We start from the raw sequence: 21595 nt of genomic DNA on the forward strand, positions 1-21595 counted from the left end.
CACCCTGGAGGGGGGAGGTGGAAACGCGATCTTTCATACGTCTCTGTCGTTCCGCCCGATTTCGCTGGTTTCAGACGGGAGAAGCCCCATGGCCGCAGCCTATGACAATGACAATGTGTTCGCCAAAATCCTGCGCGGGGAGATTCCGGCGCATAAGGTCTATGAGGACGATGTGGCGCTGGCGATCATGGACATCATGCCGCGCGCCGAGGGCCATGTGCTGGTGATCCCCAAGGTTCCGGCACGCAATCTCCTGGACATCGACCCGGCCGCGCTCGCGGCGCTCATTTCCCGCGTGCAGCATGTCGCCAAGGCGGCCAAGGACGCCTTCGGCGCCGACGGCCTCACCTTGCAGCAGTTCAATGAGAGCGCCGGCGGACAGGTGATTTTTCACCTGCATTTCCACATTCTGCCGCGCTTCGAGGGCGTCGCGCTGCGGCCGCCGGGAACCATGGCCGATGGCGAGAAGCTGAAGGCGCAGGCGGAGAAGATCAGAGCCGCGCTCGGCCCGTTTGCGGGCTGAGCGTCGCCCGCTTCAAGCGCGCCCGAATATTTTCCGCAGCTCTGTCTTGGCCCTCTCCAAAATGCGGCGGCGCTCCGCCGGCAGGCCTCGTCCGGCGCGATTGATGTAGAAGGTCAGCATGGACATTGCGGAGCGGAAGGGCGCGCTCTTGCGGCGCTCGCTGTTTTCCGCCGAGCGCTTCAGCGAGCGCGCTATGGCGCGGGGATCGTCCTGCGTGAAGACGTCGGGCTCGAGGTCCAGCGCATTGCTCTTGCGCCCGACCTCGGCCGACCAATAGGCGGATTTGCTTTTCTCGCCGCTCAGGCGGCGCGCGCGCTCTGGCAATGGTGACCGCCGGGCTGGGAAACGCCGCGTAATGTCGCGCCGCTGAGGCCGGCGTCGCGATCCATCGCGAGATCAGCGAGCGAGACGATGCCGACGAGGCGCTTGCCGCGATCGAGCACGGGCAGCCGACGCAGCTGCTGCTCGGCCATGTTCTGCGCGACATCCTCGACGTCGTGATCCTCATAGCAATAGCGAACGTCTCTGGTCATGACGTCGCGTATCTTCGTCTCCGCGCCCTTGCCGGCCGCGATGGCGCGCAAGGCGATGTCGCGATCGCTGATCATGCCGACGAGACGATCGTTCTCACCGACCGGCAACAGGCCGATGTCGAGATCGGCCATGCGTTTAGCCGCGTCGCAGATCGTCTGATCGGGCTCGACGAGACAGACCTCGCGCGTCATGATGTCCTTGATCTTCATCATTCGACTCCGTGTTTGCCTTGGAAAACTTGCGGGGCCGGCGAAGGTTCCGCGCTATCAGCGCGCCAGCAGCGCGACTGCGAGGGCGCAGGCGAGCGCCAGCGCGGAAACGGCGGCGACGCGCAAACCGAGGCCGGCGACGCCGAGCCACCATGTCAGCGTCGCCTTGGAGAGCGTGTTGACGGCGACGGCGAGGCCGATCGACGCCGCGGCCACATCGAGCGAGACCGTCGCGCGATCGAGCCGCGCCATCGACAGAGTAATGGCGTCGACATCGACGACGCCCGAGATCGCCGCGACCGCGAGCGCGCCGGCGCCGCCGGCCACTCGCGTCGCGAGACGCGCGAGGATTGCGACCACTGTGAGCAACGCGCCGAATTGGAGCACGACGCCGAGATCGAGAGGGTTCTTCGACACAGGGCCTACATCGGTCGAAGACGCGACGGCGCGGCGCATGAAGAAAAGCGCGAAGGCGAGCATGACGGCGCCGCCGGCGGCGAAAGGCGGCGCGAGAACGCCGAGGAGCTCGATGTCGATCAGCGCGACGACGGCCAGCACGCGCAGCGCCATTGTGACGTTGGCGAAGAGAGCGCCGGCGGCGAAGAGCGGCGCGCCGTCGGCCTGCTCGCGTGAGAGGCGCGCCATCGTCATCGTCGCGGCGGTGGAGGAGACGAGGCCGCCGGCGATCCCCGTGAGCGCCACGCCGCCGGCGCCGCCCGCCGCCTTCATCGCCACATAGCCGAGGAAATTGATGGCCGCGATCAGCACGGTCAGCAGCCAGATCTCATGCGGATTGACCGTCTTCCACGGATCGACGGCGCGGTCCGGCAGCAGCGGCAGCAGAATGACCGTCATGGCGGCGAGCGTCAGGCCGGAACGCAGCTCCACCCAGCTGAGGCGCCGCAGCCAGCCATGGCTCGCGGATTTCAGCGCCAGCAATCCCGCAGTGGCGACGCCCGCCGCGGCCGCGGCCTCGACATCGCCGACGACGGCGAAAGCGCCGAGCGCGAAAGCCAGCATAGCGGCGACCACTGTGGTCGCGCCGAAGGTCTCGTCATGGACGATCTCGCGATAGCGAAACAGGACGATCGCGCCGGCGAAAGCCATGAAGGCGAAGCCGAGCGAGACGGCGCCGCCTATGCCGGTCTGATTGCAGATCGCGCCCCAGACGGCGCCGAGCAGCGCCGCCAGCGCATGGGTGCGAAAGCCCGCGGCGCGCTCGCCCTCCTCGTCCTCGCGCGCCTGCCAGCCGCGCTCGAGGCCGATCAAAAGGCCTATCGCCAGTGCCACCGTCAGGCGGCGGAACAATTCGGTCGTCTCCATGGCCGGCCTTTTTAAAAAAACGCGAAGAACTATAGCCTCGTTCCGGCGAACATGCGCAGCGCCGCCGGCGAGACGCCTTGTCGCAGATCGAAATAGCCGGCCCAAGGATCGGCGCGCAGCGCGGCGAGGCGGCGCTCCACCTTGTCGAGGCAATAGGCGTCGGCGCGCTCTATGCGGCCGAGCTCGTCCCAGGAGACGGGCGTCGCCACGGAAGGCGTCTCCCGCGCGCGCGGCGAGAAAGGCGCCACCGCGCTCGCGCCGCGATCATTGCGCCGATAGTCGATATAGATGCGGCCATGGCGCCGCGCCTTGGTCGCCATTGCGGTGAAGCGGGCCGGATCATCCGCGGCGAGACGGCTGGCGACGCCTCTTGCGAAACCGGTGAAGGTCGGCCAGTCGAGCGCGTCATCCAGCGGCGCGACGACATGCAGCCCCTTGCCGCCGGTGAGCAGCGCGAAGCTCGCGAGCCCCGCCGCCTCCAGCAAGGCGCGGAAATCGCGGGCGGCGCGCTTCACCTCCTCGAAGGTCACCGATGGATCGGGATCGAGATCGAAGACGAGACGATCGGGACGTTCCAGCGCATCGAAGCGCACGCCCCAAATATGCAGCTCCAGCGCATCCATCTGCGCCGCGCCTTCGAGGCCGGAGAGATCGTCGAGGAAGAGAAATTCTTCCCGTTCGCCGTCGCTCCCGGCGATGGGCGCGGCTTTGAGTCCCGCGGGCAGGCCGCGCCGATGATGGCGCTGGAAGAAGCAGCCATGCGCCGCGCCATTGGGACAGCGCAGCAGCGACAGCGGCCGCCCGGCGATATGCGGCAGAGCGAAAGGCGCGACGCGGCGCCAATAATCGACCAGCCTCTGCTTGGTGACATGAAGGGCGGCCGGATAGAGCGGCTTGTCCGGGTTGGTGAGGCGGATCATCGCGGGCCTCGCTTGGGCTCGCGAGGCGCTGGGGTGAGGGCTCCCTCATCCTGAGGAGCGGCCGCAGGGCGCGTCTCGAAGGACGAGGGAGCCTTCATGCGCTGGCTGATGGATCTCGCCCTCGTGCTTCGAGACGGTCGCTTCGCGGCCTCCTCGGCATGAGGGCGAGGATTGCAGGTCGTCGTAGAGCTCACCTCACTCGCCGGCTTGTCCTCGCGCAGGCCGATGAAGGTCGGATGGCGCAGCAGCCCCTCCTCGGTGCGCTCCGTGTAATCGATCTCGACGACGAGCCGCGGCGCCACATAGCGCGCATGACGCGCGATCTCCGCCGGCACGGCGGCGAAGGGCGAGGTCTTGCGCGCATAGGCGCGCAGAGCGGCGCCGATCTGCGCGAGATCGCGATCGGAAAAGCCGGCGCCGACACGGCCGCGATAGAGCAATTCGCCATCGACGAATTCGCCGAGCAGCAGAGAGGCGAAGTCGCGGCCCTTCTTCGTCGAAGGACGATAGCCGCCGACGACGAACTCATCGCGGCCGAGGCATTTGACCTTTATCCAGGCGCGCGTGCGCCGCGAGAGATAGGGACGATCGACGCGCTTGGAGACGACGCCCTCGAGCCCCATGCGTCGGCATTCGGCGAGAAAACGCGCGCCGGCGCCGATCACATGGCCGCTGTAGCGTATCGCCGCCGGCGGCTCGGCGAGCAGCGCGGCGAGACGATTCTTGCGTTCGAGCAATGGCTCTTTGGAAATATCGTCGCCATCGAGCTCCAACAGATCGAAGGCGTAGAAGACGAGCGCGCGCGGGCGCTTCTCCAGCATCTTCTGCAGCAGGCCGAAATCGCTGCGGCCGCTCTCCTCCAGCGCGACGATCTCGCCATCGATGAGCGCGCTTTTCATCGGCAATTGCGCGGCGGCCTCGGCGATCCCCGAAAATTTCGCCGTCCAATCGAGGCCGGAGCGCGTGTAGACGCGGCACTTGCCGCCCCCCGTCGCGACGAGCGCGCGATAGCCGTCGAATTTGATCTCATGCAGCCAGTCCTCGCCGGCGGGCGGCTCGGCGGCCGGCGTCGCGAGCTGCGGCGCGCGAAATTTCGGCAAGCGCGGCGCATGGGTTTCGCCATCGGCGATCTCCGCGAAGCTACGGCCCGTCGTGACGCTGCGCGTCCATTCGCGCGCCGGATCGAGATCGGCGTCGGCCTGCCCATCCTTCATTTTGACGAGCAGCCAATTTTCTTTCGGCTCCCTGCCCCGGCGCGGCATGCGCACCAGCGCGAAGCCGCCCCTGAGCCGCTCGCCTTCCAGCGTGAACTCGAGACGCCCATCCGCTAGGCCGCGATGCGGATCGCCCTTCGGAGCCCAGCGGCCGCGGTCCCACAGCATCACCTCGCCGCCGCCATATTCGCCTTTCGGGATGGTTCCCTCGAAGCTCCCATAATCGAGCGGATGATCCTCCGTGCGCACGGCGAGCCGTTTCTCGCTCGGGTCGAGGCTGGGGCCGCGCGTGACGGCCCAGCTCTTCAGCACGCCGTCCAGCTCGAGGCGCAGATCGAAATGCAGCCGGCGCGCGCGATGTTTCTGCACGACATAGGCGCCCTGCCCTTGCGCGCGCGCGGCGCCTTCCGGCTCTGCGGTGCGGTGAAAATCGCGCTTGTCGCGATAAGCGGCGAGCCGCTCGTCCTTCGCCGCGAGCGGCCGCGCGCGGGGAGAAGCACGATGAGCCGGTGATGAGCGCTCGGATGGACCCAATTTGCGCTCCTCTCGCGGTCACGCGCGCTTCTTGACCGGCCCCGTCTTCGCCGCAGCCTTGGCTGACGCCGTCTTCGCCGGACTCGCCTTTTTCGCCGGCTCGGCGGCGCGCGCCTTGCCGTGTGCGGGTTGCGGCGCGCTCTCGCCGACGCTGCGCTTCAGCGCCTCGATGAGATCGATCACCTTGCCGGGGCCGCGACGCTCCTCCTCGCCTGTGGTGACGATCGCCTGTCCTTCGCGCTTGCGCTCGACGAGATCGCGCAACGCTTCGGCGTAGGAATCCTTGAACGCCTTGGGATCGAAAGGCGCGCTCTTGCGCTCGATCAGCTCGGACGCCAGCGCCACCATCTCGGCGTCGCTGTCGCCTTCGCCGATCTCGACGAAATAAGGCTCATAGGAGCGCAGCTCATTGGCGTAGCGCAAGGTCTCGACGAGCAGCCCCTTGCCGAGCGGCGTCACCGCAACAATGCTCTCGCGCCCGCGCATGGTGAGCCGGCCGATGCCGATCTTGCCGGCGCGGCGCAGCGCCTCGCGGATCACCGCATAGCCTTCGGTCGAGACGTCGCCCTCCGGGGCCAGATAATAGGGCCGGTCGAAATAGCGCGGATCGATCTCCTCGCGCCCGACGAATTGCACCAGCTCGATCGCTTTGCCGCTGTCGAGCTTGATCTCGTCGAGCTCGTCCGGCTCCAGCACGACATAGGAATCGTCGCCGATCTCGAAGCCTTTGACGATATCGGCGGAGTCGATCGGGCCGACGCCGGGCACGACCTTCTCATAGCGCACGCGCTTGCCCGAGGGCTTGTGGATCTGATGCAGCGTCGTCGCCTGGGCGCTCGACGTCGCCGCATAGAGTTCGACGCCGATGGAGACGAGCGAAAGCCGCAGATAGCCTTGCCAATAAGCGCGCGCGCGTGGAGCCATGAGGTGACACCCTTTGCTGTTCGCGCTCTATCTAGCGCCGCGGCGCGCGCGGACGATGGCGGCGTTGAGCTCGCCGCCATAGATGAAGATGACGCCCGAGAAATAGAGGAAGACGAGCGCGATCATCGCCGAGGCGAGGCCCGCATAGGTCAGCGCATAGCGGTCCGAGAAGGCGGCGAGATAGCGGCCGAAGGCGGCGCCGGCGACGAGCCACAGCAGCAGCGTCGCCAGCACGCCGGGGAGTATGTCGAGAAAGCGCCGCCTAGCCGCCGGCAGCCAGGCGTGAACGGACAGCAGCGTCAGCGCCAAAATCAAAGTGGCCACGCCATAGCGCGCGAGCGTCACCAACGTCTCGAAAGGCGCGAACCAGTCGAAATAGCGCGCAGCGGCGTCGGTGATGAGCGGGCCGAGCACGACCAGCACCGAGAGCGCCAGCAGGGCCGCCGCGCTGCCGACCACATAGACGATCGACTCGAGCCGCAGCAGCCACCAGCTGCGCGTCTCCTGCGCCTCATAGGCGCGATTGAGGCCGATGCGCAGGCTCTCGAGGCCGCTGGAGGCGAAATAGACGGCAAAGAGCGCGCCGAAGGTGAGATTGCCGGCCTGCGGCTCCGTCGCGACGCGCCGGATCTCTCGCGCGATCGGCTCGGCCACCTCCGGCGGCCAGGCGTCGAGCAGCAGGCGGCCCGCCTCGTCCGCGAGGCTCTTCGAGCCGAGCAGGCCGGCGAAGGCCGTGACCACGATGAGAAAGGGAAACAGCGACATCAATGTCGAGAGCGCGATATGGCTCGCTATGGCGAAGCCGTCGCGATCGACGAAATGCAGGAAAGCGTCCAGCGGAATGCGTAGCGGCGCGGGCAATCGTTCCGCCCATGGCGCGAGCGACCCGAGAGCGCGCCGGAAGACTGCTTTGTCGACCTCGTCCAATCTCGGCTCCCACGCTCGCCGGCAAGCGATAGTCGAGCATATAGAGCCATAGGACGTCGGCAACTTTCGTCATCCGGCGACGTTGAAGAGAAGCGGCGGCGACGCTCCGGCGCCGTCGCCGGCTGCCTCAGACGCCGCGCCGCAGCACGCCGCCGACGAGGGCGATGATGAAGAGCACCACCGCCACCCAGAACAATATGCGCGCGGCGTCGATCGCCGTGCCGGCGACGCCGCCGAAGCCGAAGAAGGCCGCAATCAGCGCGACCACGAGAAAGACGACGGCCCAGCGCAGAAGATCGCTCATCTCTGTCTCCTCCCATAGAGGATGGATGAGGGATAACGTCGGCGCGCCCAACGGGTTTCGCGCGAGAGGAGGCGGAAATGAGCTTGGGGACCAGAGCCGGAACAGGCGCGCTCCCGCGCGCCGACGGAGAGCGTAGCTTCACCATCAATTTCGGCCCTGTGCATCCGGCCGCGCATGGCGTGCTGCGGCTGGTGCTGGAGCTCGACGGGGAGGTCGTCTCCCATGTCGACCCGCATGTCGGCTTCCTGCATCGCGGCACGGAGAAGCTCATCGAGGACAAGAGCTATCTGCAGGCCCTGCCCTATTTCGACAGGCTCGATTATGTCGCGCCGATCAATCAGGAGCACGCCTTCTGCCTCGCCGCGGAACGGCTGCTCGGCCTCGCGGTTCCCAGACGCGCGCAGCTCATTCGCGTGCTCTATTGCGAGATCGGGCGGCTGCTCTCGCATCTGCTCAACATCACCACGCAGGCCTCCGATTGCGGCGCGCTGACGCCCAATCTCTGGGGCTTCGAGGAGCGCGAGAAGCTGATGGTCTTCTATGAGCGCGCCTCCGGCGCGCGGATGCACGCCTGCTATTTTCGCATCGGCGGCGTGCATCAGGACCTGCCCGCAGCTCTGCTCGACGATATAGAGGCCTTTTGCGATCCATTCCTGAAAGTCTGCGACGATCTCGAAGGATTGCTCACCGATAATCGCGTCTTCAAGCAGCGCAACGCCGACATCGCCGCCGTGTCGCTGGAGGAGGCCTGGGGCCTCGGCTTCTCCGGCGTGTTTGTGCGAGCCTGCGGCGCGCAATGGGATTTGCGCAAGGCGCAGCCCTACGAATGTTACGAGGAGCTGGATTTCGACATTCCCGTCGGGCGTCACGGCGATTGCTACGACCGCTATTGCGTGCGCATGGCCGAGATGCGCCAATCGACGCATCTGATGCGCCAATGCGTCGCTTTGCTGCGCAGGCCGGAAGGCCGCACGCCGATCGCCGTCGACGACCATAAGGTGACGCCCCCCAAACGCAGCGTGATGAAACGCTCGATGGAGGCGACGATCGAGCATTTCAAGCTGTTCAGCGAAGGGATTCACGTTCCGCCCGGCGAGGTCTACGCCGCCGTGGAGGCGCCCAAGGGCGAGTTCGGCGTCTATCTCGTCGCCGACGGATCGAATCGTCCCTATCGCTGCAAGATTCGCGCGCCCTCCTTCGCCCATCTGGCGGCGGCCGACCGGCTCTCGAGCGGCCATATGCTGGCCGATGTCGCAGCCATCGTCGGCTCGATGGATATCGTCTTCGGAGAGATCGACCGCTGAAAAAGGAGAAACCGACATGCCGACGACGCTCGCGGAAAAGACCTGCACGCCCTGCCGCGGCGGCGTTCCGCCGCTCGACCACGCAAAAGCCGAGGCTCTGCTCGCCGAAGCGCCCGATTGGTCGCTGATGGACGAAGCGCGGCGCATAGAACGCGGCTTTCGTTTCGGCAATTTCCGCGAGGCGGCGGAATTCGTGCGCCAGATCGGCGAATTGGCCGAGGCGGAAGGCCATCATCCGGACATCGCCTTCGGCTGGGGCTATGCGACCGTCTCGCTGCAAACGAAGAAAATCCGCGGCCTGCACGAGAACGACGTCATAATGGCGACGAAGATCGACCGCATCTTCTCTCGCTCGCGAGGCCTGCCGGCAGGCCGCATGTGAGGCCGACCCGTCCCTTGCGCCGGCTTTTCAAACGCCGCTCGCTCTAGTACATGTCCGTGTCGCGGTCCCGGTAGCTCAGCAGGATAGAGCAACGGTTTCCTAAACCGTAGGTCAGGGGTTCGAATCCCTTCCGGGACGCCACTTCGCAACTGTCCGGACAGCGTCGCCTCGAAACCTCCGCTCGGCGGGGCCGCCGCCGGTTCGCGGCGAGTGTTGCGCCGCCGCACGCGTTCCTCACCGAACAAATCGCGCCTATTCGTCTCTCGTTAGCCCGATTTTCGTGCGAGCGCCGGCTTCCCTCGGAATTTTTCGTTTGCGCTGCGGGATGCATCTGCCATAAAAATTGCGGGCTTCCATAGCGAGCTCGTGGGTGGACCTCGGCTCCGAGCGAGGATTTTTGCAAATGGCCGACGCACGCAGAGTTTGGGTCGCCGGGCACAAAGGCATGGTCGGCTCCGCCGTGACGAGATGTCTCGAGGCGCAGGGCGAATCTGTATTGAAGGTCGATCGCTCCGTGGTCGACCTCCGCAATCAGATTGCAGTCGAGGTCTGGCTGAAGCAAAACCGGCCCGACGCTATCGTATTCGCCGCGGCGAAAGTCGGCGGCATCTACGCCAATGATACTTATCCGGCCGATTTCATCTACGACAATCTCGCCATCGAGACCAATATCATTCACTCCGCTCATGCAGCCGGCGTAAATCGTCTCGTTTTCCTCGGTTCCTCCTGCATCTATCCGAAATTCGCGCCGCAGCCGATCACGGAGGACGCCCTTCTGACCGGGCCGCTGGAGCCGACCAATGAATGGTATGCGATCGCCAAAATCGCCGGCATCAAGCTCTGTCAGGCCTATCGCAAGCAATATGGCCGCAGCTACATCTCGGTGATGCCCTGCAATCTCTACGGACCGAACGACAATTTCGATTTGCAGACGAGCCATGTGCTGCCGGCCCTCATCCGCAAATTTCACGAAGCCAGGGAGGCCGGTCGCGACGAGGTGGTCGTTTGGGGCACGGGAACGCCGCTGCGCGAATTTCTGCATGTCGACGATCTCGCGCGCGGCGTCGTGTTCTGCCTCGATAATTATGACGGCTATGAGCACATCAATTGTGGCGCGGGCTCCGAGGTCACGATCCGCGAGCTCGCCGAGACGGTGCAGCGCGTCGTCGGATTTTCCGGCCGGCTCGTATTCGACACGACCAAGCCGGATGGCACGCCGCGCAAATTGATGGATTCGAGCCGGCTTCGCGATCTCGGATGGACGCCGCAGATTTCCCTCGACGAGGGAATCGCCGATGCTTATCGATGCTTCCTCGCCAAGGAGAATGCCGAGCGGGCTCCGGTCCTCGAGCCCGTCGGCTGACGCTCCGAGATTTCGAGAGCAACGGTCGCACTCGAACGAGACGGCGCGCACGCGATTTGGCGCGCAGCCGATGTTGCGAACTGATCCGCGATCGCGATGCGACGGCTCCGATCTGACGATTTCGTCCGAGGCGATCGGATGAACGAGACGACCGCCAGAGAGACGCTTCCGCCGCGCCTTCGGGAGAGGACGAACGCCGAAGGCGCACGAAAATGAGGCCACGTCCCGAGTTTTCGCAGTGATCGGACGCTGGGCGGCGTCCGATCCGGCCCTCGAGAGAAAGGAAGCATCAGGCTCTCCTCACCTTCGCCGGACGGCCCGAGCTTTTTGTCGAGAACGAGTTGACTAGATGAAATATCGCTATATTGGTTGGAAAAGTCAACGATTTGAGGCCTGCGTGTCGATCGCCGAATCAGCCAAGAATCTCGTCCGATCGATGAACCTCGGCAAGCTCATCGGACGTTTTCCCCGCCGTTTCGACATCGTTCCCCTCATCGACCTAGAGGCGACAGCGAATGCGGTCGGCGAGTGGGAGGTCACCGGCGGCGATCCTCAATTCGATCTTGCGGGCTTCGGCGTCATTCCGCTCCCCGCCGGCCCTTATGCAATTCGGGCGGTCGGCGGCGCAGCGCTCGACCAGCTCCGAGAGGCCAGCATCTACATCGACACCGGGTCGGGATTTTCCGAGGACACGCGTCAACGCATTCGCTTTTTCGAAGAGTCCGACGGCGGATTCACCGCCTATTGCCGCTTCGCCGCGCCGGTCACGCGCATTCGCTTCGATCCAGCCGACGGCTCGCGGCCCGTTTTCTCGCTTCTGCAGCTCGAATTCGAGCCGACCTCCGCTCAGGAGCAGGCCGCGCGGCTTCGGCGCGAAGGCGAAGGGCGCATTCGCCTGCTCATGAATTTGGTGCGACTGCTCCCGGAAACCGAAGGGGCCGGCGGCGCCGGCCGCGTATGCAAGGCCTATCTCGCGCATCTGCCGGACTTCGTCACGCTGCGCGTCGCCATCCCGCCCTATCACGCCGATCTCGCGCAGCGCTATCCGAAGGCCGAATTCGTCGTCGTCACCGCCGACGACACTGCGCAAATGACGCAGCATCTCGACTGGTGCGACTGCTATTTCGACCCGCTGAACGCGCTGCGTCCGACCTATATTCCCAAGCATGTGCCAGTGCTCGGTTGCGTTCTCGATCTGCAGCACATGCATCATCCGACATTTTTCTCCGATACGGAGAATGCGATGCGTCTGCGCGAATACGGCTATGTGTTCGATCGCGCCGATCTTCTCGTCGCCATCTCCGAATTCGAGAAACGCAACTTCGAGAGATTTTACGGCGTCGACGGCATTCACGTGGCTCACCTCAGCGGCTTCATGGCCGAGGACGCCGGCCTGTCGCGAGACGACATCGCCGCCGCACGCGCCCAGAGCTGCGACGCCGGTCGCTATCTCATTTATCCGGCCGTGCCTTGGGTTCACAAGAACCACGAGATATTATTGCAGGCCATCGCCCTGCTCCGCCGACGAGGCCTCGACGTTCCGATCATGCTGACCAACACGGGCGCGAAGAAAGATCGCGTCGCGGAGCTGAAGGCCGTGGCCGCGCAGCTCGACGTCTCGGACCTCGTGCGGACCGAGTCCTTCCTCCCGGAATCGACGCTGCTCCATTATTTCGTCCATAGCGTCGGCCTCGTATTTCCATCTCTGTATGAAGGTTTCGGCATTCCCCTCGTCGATGCCATGAAGCTCGGCGTTCCGATTTTGACGGGGACATCCTCTGCGATCCGGGAAATCTGCGGCGACGCTTGCGCCTATTTCGAGAATGAACGCAACGCAATCGCCGTCGCCGACGACATAGAGCGCTTCTGGCTCGACGAGGACCGCCGCCGCGCGCTCGCCGAAAAAGGCTTTGTGCAAGGCGAAAATTTCTCGTCGCGAAAAATGGGCGAGCAATTGACGAAGGCCATAGAGAGTCTCGTCGAACGCAAGAAGCGCGACGCCGCGGCCGATGCGCCCACGTTTCGACGCGAGAAGCGTCCAGCGATCATCGAGCGTCTCGCCGTATTCGCGCTCTATCTCGCGCCGCTCGACGCGGACGAGATCGCGACTTTGCGCGAGATCGAGGATATAAATCGCTATCATGCGCATCTCTTCGGCGCGCAGGCCCAGGTGACCGTCGGCGTCGACATCTCCCTGCTACGCGACGAAACACTGCGATCCCTATTCGCGAAAGCGCGTCGACTGATCGTTTTCGACTCGTCCAAGCCCCGAGCGCGCGAGCTCGCGACGCGCGAGTTCAGTCATCGCTACAATGACGCGCTCTATCAGCTCGTAACCACTCTGCCTCAAAGCGATTCCCTTTATCGGGCCAATATCATGGACGCGCTTTTGATGGGTCTCGATCTCAATCCGACGGCGACGCACGGCGAGTTGGATGTCGGCGCCGCCAACATCATGCTCGACCCGCCGCCGACGGAAATCGAGGGCGTCCTGCGATATGAGACGCGGCGCAGAAGCGGCTATGCGGTGGTCGATGCGGTGATCCGCCGCGGCGGGCCGCTCAGCGATCTATACAATGGCGACATCGCCTATCTCAGCGCCTTTTGCACGCGGGGGACGCGTCTGCGCTTTCCCGGCCGCGTCTCTCTCCCTGACGATTCTCGAGCCGGTCACTGACAATGAGAATGGCAGATATCTTCCTTGGGCGCGATCGTGCGAATGTCGAAGGCAAATCGCCTCCGACATCGGAGAGGCTACGCGGGAAGCCGGCCGCCCCGCAGAAAAAGGAGCATATCTACCCGATCGTGGGCGTGGTGACGCCGGTCCGCAATCGGCGCGACTGGACGCTCGGCTTCGCGCAGAGCATGAGAAAACAGAATTATCCTATTTTTCGGCTCTACATCGTCGATTCGGGCTCGACCGACGGCACGCCGCAGGCGCTCCGCGCGCTCGGCGCGAGCGAGATCACCGTCATCGACGACCCCGATTGGCATTATTGGACCGCGGCGACGAATTCCGGCGTCGTGGCCGCGCTGAAGGACGGCTGCGACTATATTCTCACGCTCAATGACGACGCCATTCTTCCCGATGATTTCATCGCCAATATCGTCGAGGGCGCGCTCGAGAGCGACGCCCCCATCGTCGGCAGCGTGATCTCCTTCGCCAATGATCCCGGCCGGCTCTGGGGAGTCGGCGCCTATAATGATTGGGAGAACGGCGCCTTCGTGCAGACCGGGCTCGCCAATCTCTATGAGGATGCGCTCGACGCGAAGACACGAATCGGCGCCGACATGATCGCGGTCGACTATCTGTGCGGCAATGGCACGCTCGTCCATAAATCCGTCTTCGAGAAGATCGGCCTCTACGAGCAGCGCAACGCGCCGCATTATCATGCGGACAGCGAATTCACCATGCGCGCCGAAAAGGCCGGCCTCCCGCGCCTCGTCGCGCTTCGCGCGCGGCTCTATAATCGCTTCACGCTCGACGCCGACGGCCCCTTCTCGAAGAAGAATATGAAATTCTTCTCCCTGCGCTCGGCCAATTTCGTGCGCCCGATCCTGCATATTCTGAACGAATATTGCCCGGCGGAACATCGCACGCGCGCCTTCGTTTTCTATTATGGCCGCTATTTGTCGCTCTTCGACGCGCGCACGCGATCCAAGCTCCTGCGCGCCGTCAAATTCATGACATTGTCGGGCGCCGAGCGGCGCGCTTTCGCGCCGCGCCTCGTGCCGCCCGCCGATCCCGCCTTTCTCGCCTGCGACGATCTCGAAATTCTTCTGTCTCTGCCGGCGCTCGAATTCGTCCTGCTCGCTTATGCCTATCTGCTTCAGCGCAGCTGCTCCGACAATGAGTTGCACAGCTATGCCCATGCGATCGGCGCCGGAAAGTCGCGCGAGGCCGCCATCGTCGAATTCGTCGGGTCGGGAGAATATCGCGGCCGCCCGCGGCCGCTGGTCGCGGAACTCGATGTCGCGCTTTCCGCGCCACGTTTCGGCGGAAAGAAAATCGACGCCGCGCTGGACATGTCGGATTCGCAATTCACGCTTGCCTGCCTGTTGGCGGCGCGAGGTCGTGCGCCCTCGCGCGACGAATTTCTCAAAGCGCGACGCCTCGTTGCGACGCGGGGACGCGCCGCCCTCGTCGACGAGCCGAGCGATTCCCGCGCCCTGGCGTCGCCGACCTTGCAGGCTTTGTCGGAGACGGTCGCGAGACTTGTGGCGGCGCCGGCGCGAGACGACGCGGTCCACGTCTATGTCAATATCGACGTGCTCTGCATGGCGATCGTCGATCCGAAAGCGCGAACCGGCGTTCATCGCTATGCGAAGAACGTCGTGCACGAGATGCTCGACGATTCCCGCGTGACGCTGCGCGTCTTCCATTCGCCGTCGCTGCGGCGCGAATGGAGCCGACTGGTCGAGGCGGAGCCCATCTGGCTCGAGCGCGAGGCTCACGCCGAAGACCCGATCCCGGCGCGCGCCGTCGTGCTGTTCCCCTATTTCCCGATCGAAGCCGCGCCGGCGCGCTTCGCCGCGCTGCCGCAATGCATAATGATGCATGATCTGTTTCCGCTGGAGCGGCCGGAATGGTTCAGCGCGGAGGCCGTTTCGACATTCCAGCGCCAGCTGCGTCAGCTCCTGACGGCGAGCCATATCTTCTGCAATTCACGCGCGACGCAACAGCAGCTGCAGAGCGCTCTGCCGACGCTGCGGGCCTCCTCGTCCGTCGCCTATCTCGCCGCCGACGGGAGCGGCCGGACGGGGCGGCGCGAGCTCCGCAAAATCGTCGATCTGCCGCGGAGCGCGCGTTATTTTCTGTGCATCGGCACCATCGAGCCGCGCAAGAATCTGCTCAATGCGATCTCCGCCTTCGCGCTTCTGGCGAGCCGGCCGGAGGCGCGCGGCCTGCATATGCTGATCGTCGGCCAGGAAGGATGGAATGTCGACCTCGCCGACCTCCGCAAGGCCGCCTTCGATGCGACGAAGCGGATACATTTTCTCGGGCGTGTGCCGGACGCAGACCTCTGGACTCTCTACGAAGGCGCGATCTGCACCGTCTTTCCCTCGCTCGCCGAAGGGTTCGGCCTGCCGATTCTCGAATCCTTCGCCTGCGGCGCGCCGGTCGTCACTTCTCGCGGCTCCAGCACGGAAGAGATCGGCGGCGACGCCGCTATACTCGTCGATCCGCTCGACCCATCCGAAATCGCCGCGGCGATTTTGCGTATCGCCACCGATACGACAGAGCGGCGGAGGCTGAAGATGGAAGCCCTCCGCCGCGCGCAGGATTTTTCCTGGGCGCTCTGCGCCGAAGCTCATATCGCGGAATTCGAGCGCCTGACGAAGAGATGAGACGAAAAAGCGCCCCTAGAGAGAGGGGCGCTTCGCATTTCGTCACAGAGCCGCAAAAGGCGCGCGGATCACGCCGTCTGCTGGATCGCGGAGAGCTTCCAGGCCTCGGGCCCTTCTCCGGCCGGGCGGCGGAAGGTCCACACCTCGGTCGATTGCGTCGGCTGCGAGGCGTCGCCGGATACGATCTTGCCGGTCGCGCGATCGATGAAGAGATCGATCAGCGCGAAGCGCATCGCCACAGTCGCATATTCGTCCTGGCCCTCGCGCCAGGCCTCGGAGAGATCGCCCTGCAGCAGCTTCACCTCCGAGATGCGGTTGATGACTCCTTCGCGCGCATTGGCGCGAATGTCGTCGGAGAAATAAGAGACCATCTCCGGAGTCGCGAGATCATGCAGCCGGCCGATATCCTCCTGACTATAGGCGGATTGGGCGTCGGAGAGCACGCGCTCGAAAGAGTTGAAATCCTCTGGACGCAGGCTCAAGGGCTCGCTGGCGGCGTGACGCGCCGCGGCCGCGCCGCCGCCGAGACCCGTCCCGCCGCCGGTGAAGGCGAAGGCGCTCGGACGTGAGCCGCCTCCCGCGCCGCCCATGGCTCCGGCGAAGCGACGGCCGGCGAACCATTGAAAGGCCAGCCGCGCCAGAACGACGATGATGGCGATCTGGACCAGAAGCCCGATGATCGAGGCGAGGCCGCCGAGCCCGCCCATCAGCCCATTGCCGGAGAGGAGGCCGAACAGGCCCGCGCCGAGCAGGCCGCCGGCGAGGCCGCCGAGCAAGCCGCGTCCGAAGGCGCCGCCGGCCGGATTGGCGGCAGGAGCGGCGGCAGGGCGCTGCGGCGCGGCCGGCTGAGCCTGCGGCTGAGGCGCCGGTTGCGGAGCCACGCTGCGCTCCATGGGCGCAGCCGGTCGCGGCGCCGTAGTCGTCGCGGGCGGCGCCGTGAAGCTTCGCGAGCCGCGGCTTCCCGAACTCGCGCCGCCGCCCATTTTGGCCTCGGCGAGCGCCGGGGCGAAAGCAATGAGCGCGGCGAGCGCCAGGGCCGGCAGTGATTTGGCGTTCGATGTCCAAGTCGACATGACTATCCTCGAGCGGTTCGCCCAGAGATGAGGAATCACTCGGGCGCAATCTATATAGGAAAGCTCCCACCTCGCGGCAAAGGGCCGCGCGGCGGAAGCAGAACCGTTTTCGACGCTCATAAGGTCGCAAACTGTTCTAATTTTCCATTTAGACGACTCGATGCGAAGAGGAGGTCTCTAGCGCGTGACGCCGAAATTGGTCTTCGTCGCAGCCATGGCGCGCAATCGCGTCATCGGCGCAAATGAGCGGACGCCTTGGCGGCTCGCGAGCGATCTCGCGCGTTTTCGCGAGCTGACCTGGGGCAAGCCGCTGGTCATGGGGCGGCGGACGTTCGAATCGATCGGGCGCGCCCTGCCCGGCCGCGAAACCGTCGCTCTATCGCGCGATCCGGATTTTCGTCCCGAAGGCGCGCATGTGGCGCGCAACCGCTCGGAAGCGCTGGCCCTCGCGACGCGACTCGCCGAATCGATGCGAGCGCCGGAGATCATCGTCGCCGGCGGCGCGCAGGTCTACTCGGCCTTTCTGCCGCAGGCCGATGTGATTCACCTGACCGAAGTGGCGCTGACGGTGGCCGGCGACGCACTGTTCCCAGCCCTCGATTCCGCCCAATGGCGCGAGACGCGGCGCGAGACGCCGCCCCGTCTGCCGGAGGACGAGGCGGATTTCCAATATCTGCGGCTCGAACGCAGGTGAGAGTGGAAGAGGCGCAAACAGCTGTTGCAGGTCGGAGAACGTGAAGCTATAAACCGCCTCGACCAGCGGCGACCGCTTCGCGGACGCCAGATCGGAGTGTAGCGCAGCCTGGTAGCGCACCTCGTTCGGGACGAGGGGGTCGGAGGTTCGAATCCTCTCACTCCGACCAAATTCATGAAAATTCGGCGTTTGGGCTTCGGTTCCGTCGCTCGCGCATATCGGCGAGATCGCGTCGGTAGATCGATCCGAAAGGACGCCGCGAAGGCGGCGGCGAAGCTCTCGCCCCCACCTCCAGCCGGCTCGACAGCGCGGTGAAGCCGGCGGCGTCGCCTCCTCCTCGCTCACTCCTCCGCGCCGGCGCCGCCCGAGACAATGACGCCGAGCCATTCGACGAACCAGCTCGGCGGCCGTTCCGCCCAAAATCCCCGCCAGCCGAACAAATCGCGTGTGGGAGAGCTCATATGTCAGCACGGGCGCGTACCATCGGCCTTGGCGTAATTATCGTAGGAGGCGTAGACGCCGATGATCGTCGTGCGCGCTAAGCTGCGCCCATGCGCTTCCGCGACGCCGCGCATCGCCTCCGGCAGCATTCGCCCGACGACGTCGGCGCAGCCCTCGGCTCCCGGCTCGTGACGAACGGGCGAATCGGCGGTCGGTGCCGGCAGCCGTTTCGGATCGTTGAAAGCGGCCGACGCGAAACGCGACAGGCGCATGGCGAGGCCGACCAGAGCGACGAAGGAGACGAGCAAAGCAAAACGAGAAACATGTTGCACGATGAAAACCCGGCTGCGTCGCGACGCGTCCATACAGCGCCCGCGCGAGCCATGCCGAATGCCGGCGCCAAATAATATGCGCCGACACACATTCTGAAAAAAACGTCTCAGCGCGAGCCGATCGAGACCGGCGTCCAGCCCCCCGCCTCCATTTCCACCGCAAAAGAGACGCCCCGGGCGATGAGCTTGTTGCGGTTGGCGACGCCGGCCACCGGCGCGCGATCGGAGGTTGCGATCTCGGCGATGGGCGCGCCGGGGAGCGCCGTCTGCTCGGGCCGGGCCAGCCCGCTGAGCCGTCCGGCGACCGGCGCGCGCACCGGCTCCTCGCCGAGAAAGCCCAAAATCTCCTCGGCGTCGATGCGATCCCCGATCGTCTTGCGCGCAGCGAACGTGCCCTCGCGAGCGGCGATCACATCCCAATAATCGAGCGCGAGGCGATCGGCGCCGCGGGGATTGGGCGGCGCATCTCCCGCCCGCAGCACAGCGCCCGGATCGAGCCCATCGGTCGCGACGACGAGATCGCAATCGCTCCCGGCCACGAAGCCGGAGCCGACGCCGATCGTCAGCTCGGCCAGATCGGCGAGCGCGCGCGGGGGCCGCTCGTCATGATCCGGCGCGGAGACGATGACGTCCCAGGGCCAGCGCTCCACCACCTCGTCGAAAGGCCGCAGCAGAAGCGGCAGAAATTGCCGAGTCTGCATTCCGCAGAGAAATTCGGTCGGCCGATCGGCGCGGCGCGCCTCGACTCCGCCGAGCGCGGCGACGCCGTCGAACCAGGCGTCGGCATAGCACATGCGCCGCCGTAGACTCCGCGGCGGCCGCTCCTGATGAAGCACAGTCGCATAGCCTTCGCCGATCAGCCGTCTGGCGACCGCCGACGCCCTTTCCCCGACGCCACAGACGAGCACGCAGAGCTCTTTGTTCATCGACCCTTCTCAGCCTCGATACGCGCGCGACATATCGATAGGTATCAGAATTACATATTGCAGCGCAACCCGTCGTGCTGCGGCGCAATGCGGGCGCTCTCCCTCGCGGATCACGAGAGATGCGAGACGCCGCGGCCTGCTGTATAGCAGAGCCTCCAGCGATCTTGCGCGCGCGAAATGACCCACACGCACAGCCTCACCGTCCGCATCTATTACGAGGACACGGATTTTTCCGGCCTCGTCTATCACGCCTCCTATCTGCGTTTCATGGAGCGCGGCCGCACGGAGCTTTTGCGCGATCTCGGCCTCGGCCAGCGCGAGCTTCTCCAGGCGCAGGGCGGATTGTTCTTCGTCGTGCGCGCCATGACCATCGACTTTCGAAAGCCCGCGCAAATGGACGATCTCCTCATTGTGGAGACGGTCGTTCGCGAAGTGTCCGGCGCTTCTTTCGATCTCGATCAGCGCGTCATGCGCGGCGGGGAGTTGCTCGTCGGCGCGCAAGTGAAGATCGCGGCCGTGGAAGGCGGCCGGCCACGCCGTCTGCCGGCGCAGGTCCGCGAAAAATTCGCCTCTGTGGCCAGCCCGCGCGGCGCCTGACCTTTACGGTCCCTTAAGCCTTCCGCTCATATTTGTCTTTGTGCGGCGCATCCTGAACAAAATCTCGGCGGATTCGCGCTTCATACCGCTCTGGCTCCGCAGCCTTCGGCTCGGCGCCGCCACGGCGAGCGCGACCTGTTTTTCTTCGAGGCCGCTGTCCGGCGCGAGCAGGAGCCGATTCCGCCGCAACTGATCAGATTTCGCCCCCCGCGACTTCCGAGGACGACTTTCATGAATCCAGCCGAAATCGCCGCCCCGCTCTCCGGCGCCGCCGCCGAAGTCTCCATCTGGGGCATGTTCTGGGGCGCGCATATCGTCGTCAAGCTGGTGATGGTCGGCCTGCTGCTGGCCTCGGTCTGGTGCTGGGCGATCATCGTCAACAAGGCGCTGCTGTTCTCGCGCACGCGCCGCGCCATGGACCGCTTCGAGGAAGTGTTCTGGTCCGGCTCCTCGCTCGAGGATCTCTACGCCAAGCTGCAGGAGCGCCCGGCCGCCGGAATGGGCAGCCTGTTCATCGCCGCCATGCGCGAGTGGAAGCGCTCCTTCCAGAACGCCGGCGCCTCCTTCATGGGCCTGCAGGCGCGCATCGACAAAGTGCTGGACGTCTCCATCGCCCGCGAGGTCGAGAAGCTCGAATCCAATCTCCTGGTGCTGGCGACGGTCGCCTCGGCCGGCCCCTTCGTCGGCCTGTTCGGCACGGTCTGGGGCATTATGACCTCCTTCCGCTCCATCGCCGCCTCCAAGAACACCTCGCTCGCCGTCGTCGCGCCGGGCATAGCCGAGGCGCTGCTCGCCACCGCCATCGGCCTCTTCGCCGCCATTCCGGCTCTGGTCGCCTATAACAAGCTGCAGGGCGACGTCGCCCGCACCCAGGCGCGGCTCGAGAGCTTCGCCGACGAATTCTCCGCCATTCTGTCACGCCAGATCGATCAGCACGCCGGCCAGTCCGGCCGCGATCGCGCGGCCTGAGCGGGAGAGCCTTAAAATGGGAGCGTCGGTCGCCGCAGGACGCAAGGGCTCGGGACGCCGCCGGCGCGGAACGCCGCGCTATGGCGCCATGGCCGAGATCAATATGACGCCCTTCATCGACGTGATGCTGGTGCTGCTCATCATCTTCATGGTGGCGGCGCCCTTGCTCGCCACTGGCGTCGCTGTCGATCTGCCGCAGACCAAGGCCGGCCCGCTCAATATCGATCAGAAGCCGCTGGCCATCGCCGTGGACGACAAGGGCCAGATCTTTCTGATGGATCAGCCGATCGAGATCGGCCAGCTGCTCGACCGTCTGAAGGAGACCGCCAAAGCGGGCTTCGACGAGCGCATCTATATGCGCGCCTCGAAGACGGTGAATTACGGCCGCGTCGCCGAGATCATGTCGATGGTGACGAGCGCCGGCTACAAAAAGGTCGCTCTCGTGACCGAAGTGGAAAAGAAGTGAGGGAAAGCGTTGAAGCCCTCGCGTTCCGAACCAGGTCTCGTCGTATCGGCGGCCGTCCATGCCGGGCTGCTGCTGGCGACGCTCATCGCCTTTTCGGACACGAAGAAATTCGATGACGCGCAAGAGACCGTGCCTGTCGATATCGTCACAGATGCGCAGCTCAATCAGGTGATGAAGGGCGAGAAGACCGCCAAGGAGATCAAGCCCGTCCAGCGCACCGACAAGGTCGCCGAGCAGCACGAGACGAAGCCGCTGCCGCCGCTCGCCGAGGCCAAGAAGGATGTCGC

21 protein-coding genes, 2 tRNA genes and 1 pseudogene are annotated in these 21595 nt (G+C 65.2%); 13 read left to right on the plus strand and 11 right to left on the minus strand.

The genetic code is table 11. From position 1 onward, the window contains the following. The first annotated feature begins 88 nt into the window (after positions 1–88). Positions 89–523, plus strand: coding sequence for an HIT family protein (locus C5689_RS14720; RefSeq protein ID WP_108918016.1), 435 nt, complete (start codon positions 89–91; stop codon positions 521–523). A gap of 12 nt (positions 524–535) precedes the next feature. Here C5689_RS14720 and C5689_RS14725 read toward each other — a convergent pair whose 3' ends face one another. The 8 genes from C5689_RS14725 to C5689_RS14760 all read right to left on the minus strand — a co-directional run bounded on the left by C5689_RS14725 (position 536) and on the right by C5689_RS14760 (position 7412). Further along, the gene (locus C5689_RS14725; protein ID WP_108918017.1) at positions 536–847 is read right to left on the minus strand and encodes a DUF3175 domain-containing protein; all 312 of its coding nucleotides are present in this window, start codon (positions 845–847) and stop codon (positions 536–538) included. Further along, positions 823–1266 (minus strand): CBS domain-containing protein, encoded by a 444-nt coding sequence (locus tag C5689_RS14730; RefSeq protein ID WP_108918038.1) that lies wholly within the window; start codon positions 1264–1266, stop codon positions 823–825. The genes C5689_RS14725 and C5689_RS14730 overlap by 25 nt, the downstream gene beginning before the upstream one ends. A gap of 57 nt (positions 1267–1323) precedes the next feature. Then, positions 1324–2589 carry an MgtC/SapB family protein gene (locus tag C5689_RS14735; protein WP_108918018.1) on the minus strand — a complete coding sequence of 422 codons (1266 nt, stop codon included), beginning with the start codon at positions 2587–2589 and terminating at the stop codon, positions 1324–1326. 29 nt (positions 2590–2618) lie between these two features. Beyond that, a complete protein-coding gene (gene ligD, locus C5689_RS14740; protein WP_108918019.1) occupies positions 2619–3509 on the minus strand; it encodes a non-homologous end-joining DNA ligase in 891 nt (296 codons plus the stop codon). Then, positions 3506–5257, minus strand: a complete 1752-nt coding sequence (ligD, locus tag C5689_RS14745) for a non-homologous end-joining DNA ligase (RefSeq protein WP_108918020.1) — start codon at positions 5255–5257, stop codon at positions 3506–3508. The genes ligD (C5689_RS14740) and ligD (C5689_RS14745) overlap by 4 nt, the downstream gene beginning before the upstream one ends. A gap of 18 nt (positions 5258–5275) precedes the next feature. Then, positions 5276–6181 carry a non-homologous end joining protein Ku gene (gene ku / locus C5689_RS14750; RefSeq protein ID WP_108918021.1) on the minus strand — a complete coding sequence of 302 codons (906 nt, stop codon included), beginning with the start codon at positions 6179–6181 and terminating at the stop codon, positions 5276–5278. A 27-nt stretch (positions 6182–6208) separates the two neighbouring features. Beyond that, on the minus strand, positions 6209–7108 hold the full coding sequence (locus C5689_RS14755) for a YihY/virulence factor BrkB family protein (RefSeq protein WP_244594724.1): 900 nt from the start codon (positions 7106–7108) through the stop codon (positions 6209–6211). Positions 7109–7235: 127 nt separating this feature from the next. Beyond that, entirely contained in the window at positions 7236–7412 is a 177-nt protein-coding gene (locus tag C5689_RS14760) for a DUF1328 domain-containing protein (protein ID WP_024880202.1), read from the minus strand. 77 nt (positions 7413–7489) lie between these two features. On the opposite strand from C5689_RS14760, the gene C5689_RS14765 reads away from it, so the two are divergent. The 6 genes from C5689_RS14765 to C5689_RS14790 all read left to right on the plus strand — a co-directional run bounded on the left by C5689_RS14765 (position 7490) and on the right by C5689_RS14790 (position 15810). Then, positions 7490–8716 carry an NADH-quinone oxidoreductase subunit D gene (locus C5689_RS14765; RefSeq protein WP_108918022.1) on the plus strand — a complete coding sequence of 409 codons (1227 nt, stop codon included), beginning with the start codon at positions 7490–7492 and terminating at the stop codon, positions 8714–8716. Positions 8717–8732: 16 nt separating this feature from the next. After that, entirely contained in the window at positions 8733–9098 is a 366-nt protein-coding gene (locus tag C5689_RS14770) for a 4a-hydroxytetrahydrobiopterin dehydratase (protein WP_108918023.1), read from the plus strand. Between the two features lie 64 nt (positions 9099–9162). Continuing rightward, positions 9163–9239 (plus strand) — tRNA-Arg (locus C5689_RS14775). A 262-nt stretch (positions 9240–9501) separates the two neighbouring features. Next, positions 9502–10461 carry a GDP-L-fucose synthase gene (fcl, locus tag C5689_RS14780; RefSeq protein WP_108918024.1) on the plus strand — a complete coding sequence of 320 codons (960 nt, stop codon included), beginning with the start codon at positions 9502–9504 and terminating at the stop codon, positions 10459–10461. 436 nt (positions 10462–10897) lie between these two features. Then, positions 10898–13138: a glycosyltransferase family 4 protein gene (locus C5689_RS14785; RefSeq protein WP_158271815.1), complete on the plus strand. Its 2241-nt coding sequence runs from the start codon at positions 10898–10900 to the stop codon at positions 13136–13138. 134 nt (positions 13139–13272) lie between these two features. Next, a complete protein-coding gene (locus C5689_RS14790) occupies positions 13273–15810 on the plus strand; it encodes a glycosyltransferase (protein WP_158271816.1) in 2538 nt (845 codons plus the stop codon). Positions 15811–15878: 68 nt separating this feature from the next. On the opposite strand, the gene C5689_RS14795 is transcribed toward C5689_RS14790, so the two are convergent. After that, entirely contained in the window at positions 15879–16883 is a 1005-nt protein-coding gene (locus tag C5689_RS14795) for a Tim44 domain-containing protein (RefSeq protein ID WP_108918027.1), read from the minus strand. 184 nt (positions 16884–17067) lie between these two features. On the opposite strand from C5689_RS14795, the gene C5689_RS14800 reads away from it, so the two are divergent. Both C5689_RS14800 and C5689_RS14805 read left to right on the plus strand, forming a co-directional pair. Continuing rightward, positions 17068–17577 carry a dihydrofolate reductase gene (locus C5689_RS14800; protein WP_167398728.1) on the plus strand — a complete coding sequence of 170 codons (510 nt, stop codon included), beginning with the start codon at positions 17068–17070 and terminating at the stop codon, positions 17575–17577. A 92-nt stretch (positions 17578–17669) separates the two neighbouring features. Next, positions 17670–17746 (plus strand) — tRNA-Pro (locus C5689_RS14805). A 295-nt stretch (positions 17747–18041) separates the two neighbouring features. On the opposite strand, the gene C5689_RS14810 is transcribed toward C5689_RS14805, so the two are convergent. Beyond that, positions 18042–18350 (minus strand): hypothetical protein, encoded by a 309-nt coding sequence (locus C5689_RS14810; protein ID WP_146188394.1) that lies wholly within the window; start codon positions 18348–18350, stop codon positions 18042–18044. 107 nt (positions 18351–18457) lie between these two features. Beyond that, entirely contained in the window at positions 18458–19276 is an 819-nt protein-coding gene (locus tag C5689_RS14815; RefSeq protein WP_108918029.1) for a hypothetical protein, read from the minus strand. Between the two features lie 177 nt (positions 19277–19453). Here C5689_RS14815 and ybgC point away from each other — a divergent pair, with 177 nt between their 5' ends. From ybgC to C5689_RS14840, 4 genes and pseudogenes are all read left to right on the plus strand, one after another. After that, complete coding sequence (gene ybgC / locus C5689_RS14820; protein ID WP_108918030.1) at positions 19454–19873, plus strand: tol-pal system-associated acyl-CoA thioesterase; 420 nt, start codon at positions 19454–19456, stop codon at positions 19871–19873. Positions 19874–20104: 231 nt separating this feature from the next. Next, positions 20105–20842: a protein TolQ gene (tolQ, locus tag C5689_RS14830; protein WP_108918032.1), complete on the plus strand. Its 738-nt coding sequence runs from the start codon at positions 20105–20107 to the stop codon at positions 20840–20842. Between the two features lie 16 nt (positions 20843–20858). Continuing rightward, positions 20859–21308, plus strand: a complete 450-nt coding sequence (locus C5689_RS14835; protein WP_108918033.1) for an ExbD/TolR family protein — start codon at positions 20859–20861, stop codon at positions 21306–21308. A 9-nt stretch (positions 21309–21317) separates the two neighbouring features. Beyond that, a pseudogene (locus C5689_RS14840) lies at positions 21318–21595 on the plus strand (cell envelope biogenesis protein TolA); the annotation flags it as partial.

This window comes from Methylosinus sporium, from assembly GCF_003113265.1.
Lineage (GTDB): Bacteria > Pseudomonadota > Alphaproteobacteria > Rhizobiales > Beijerinckiaceae > Methylosinus > Methylosinus sporium.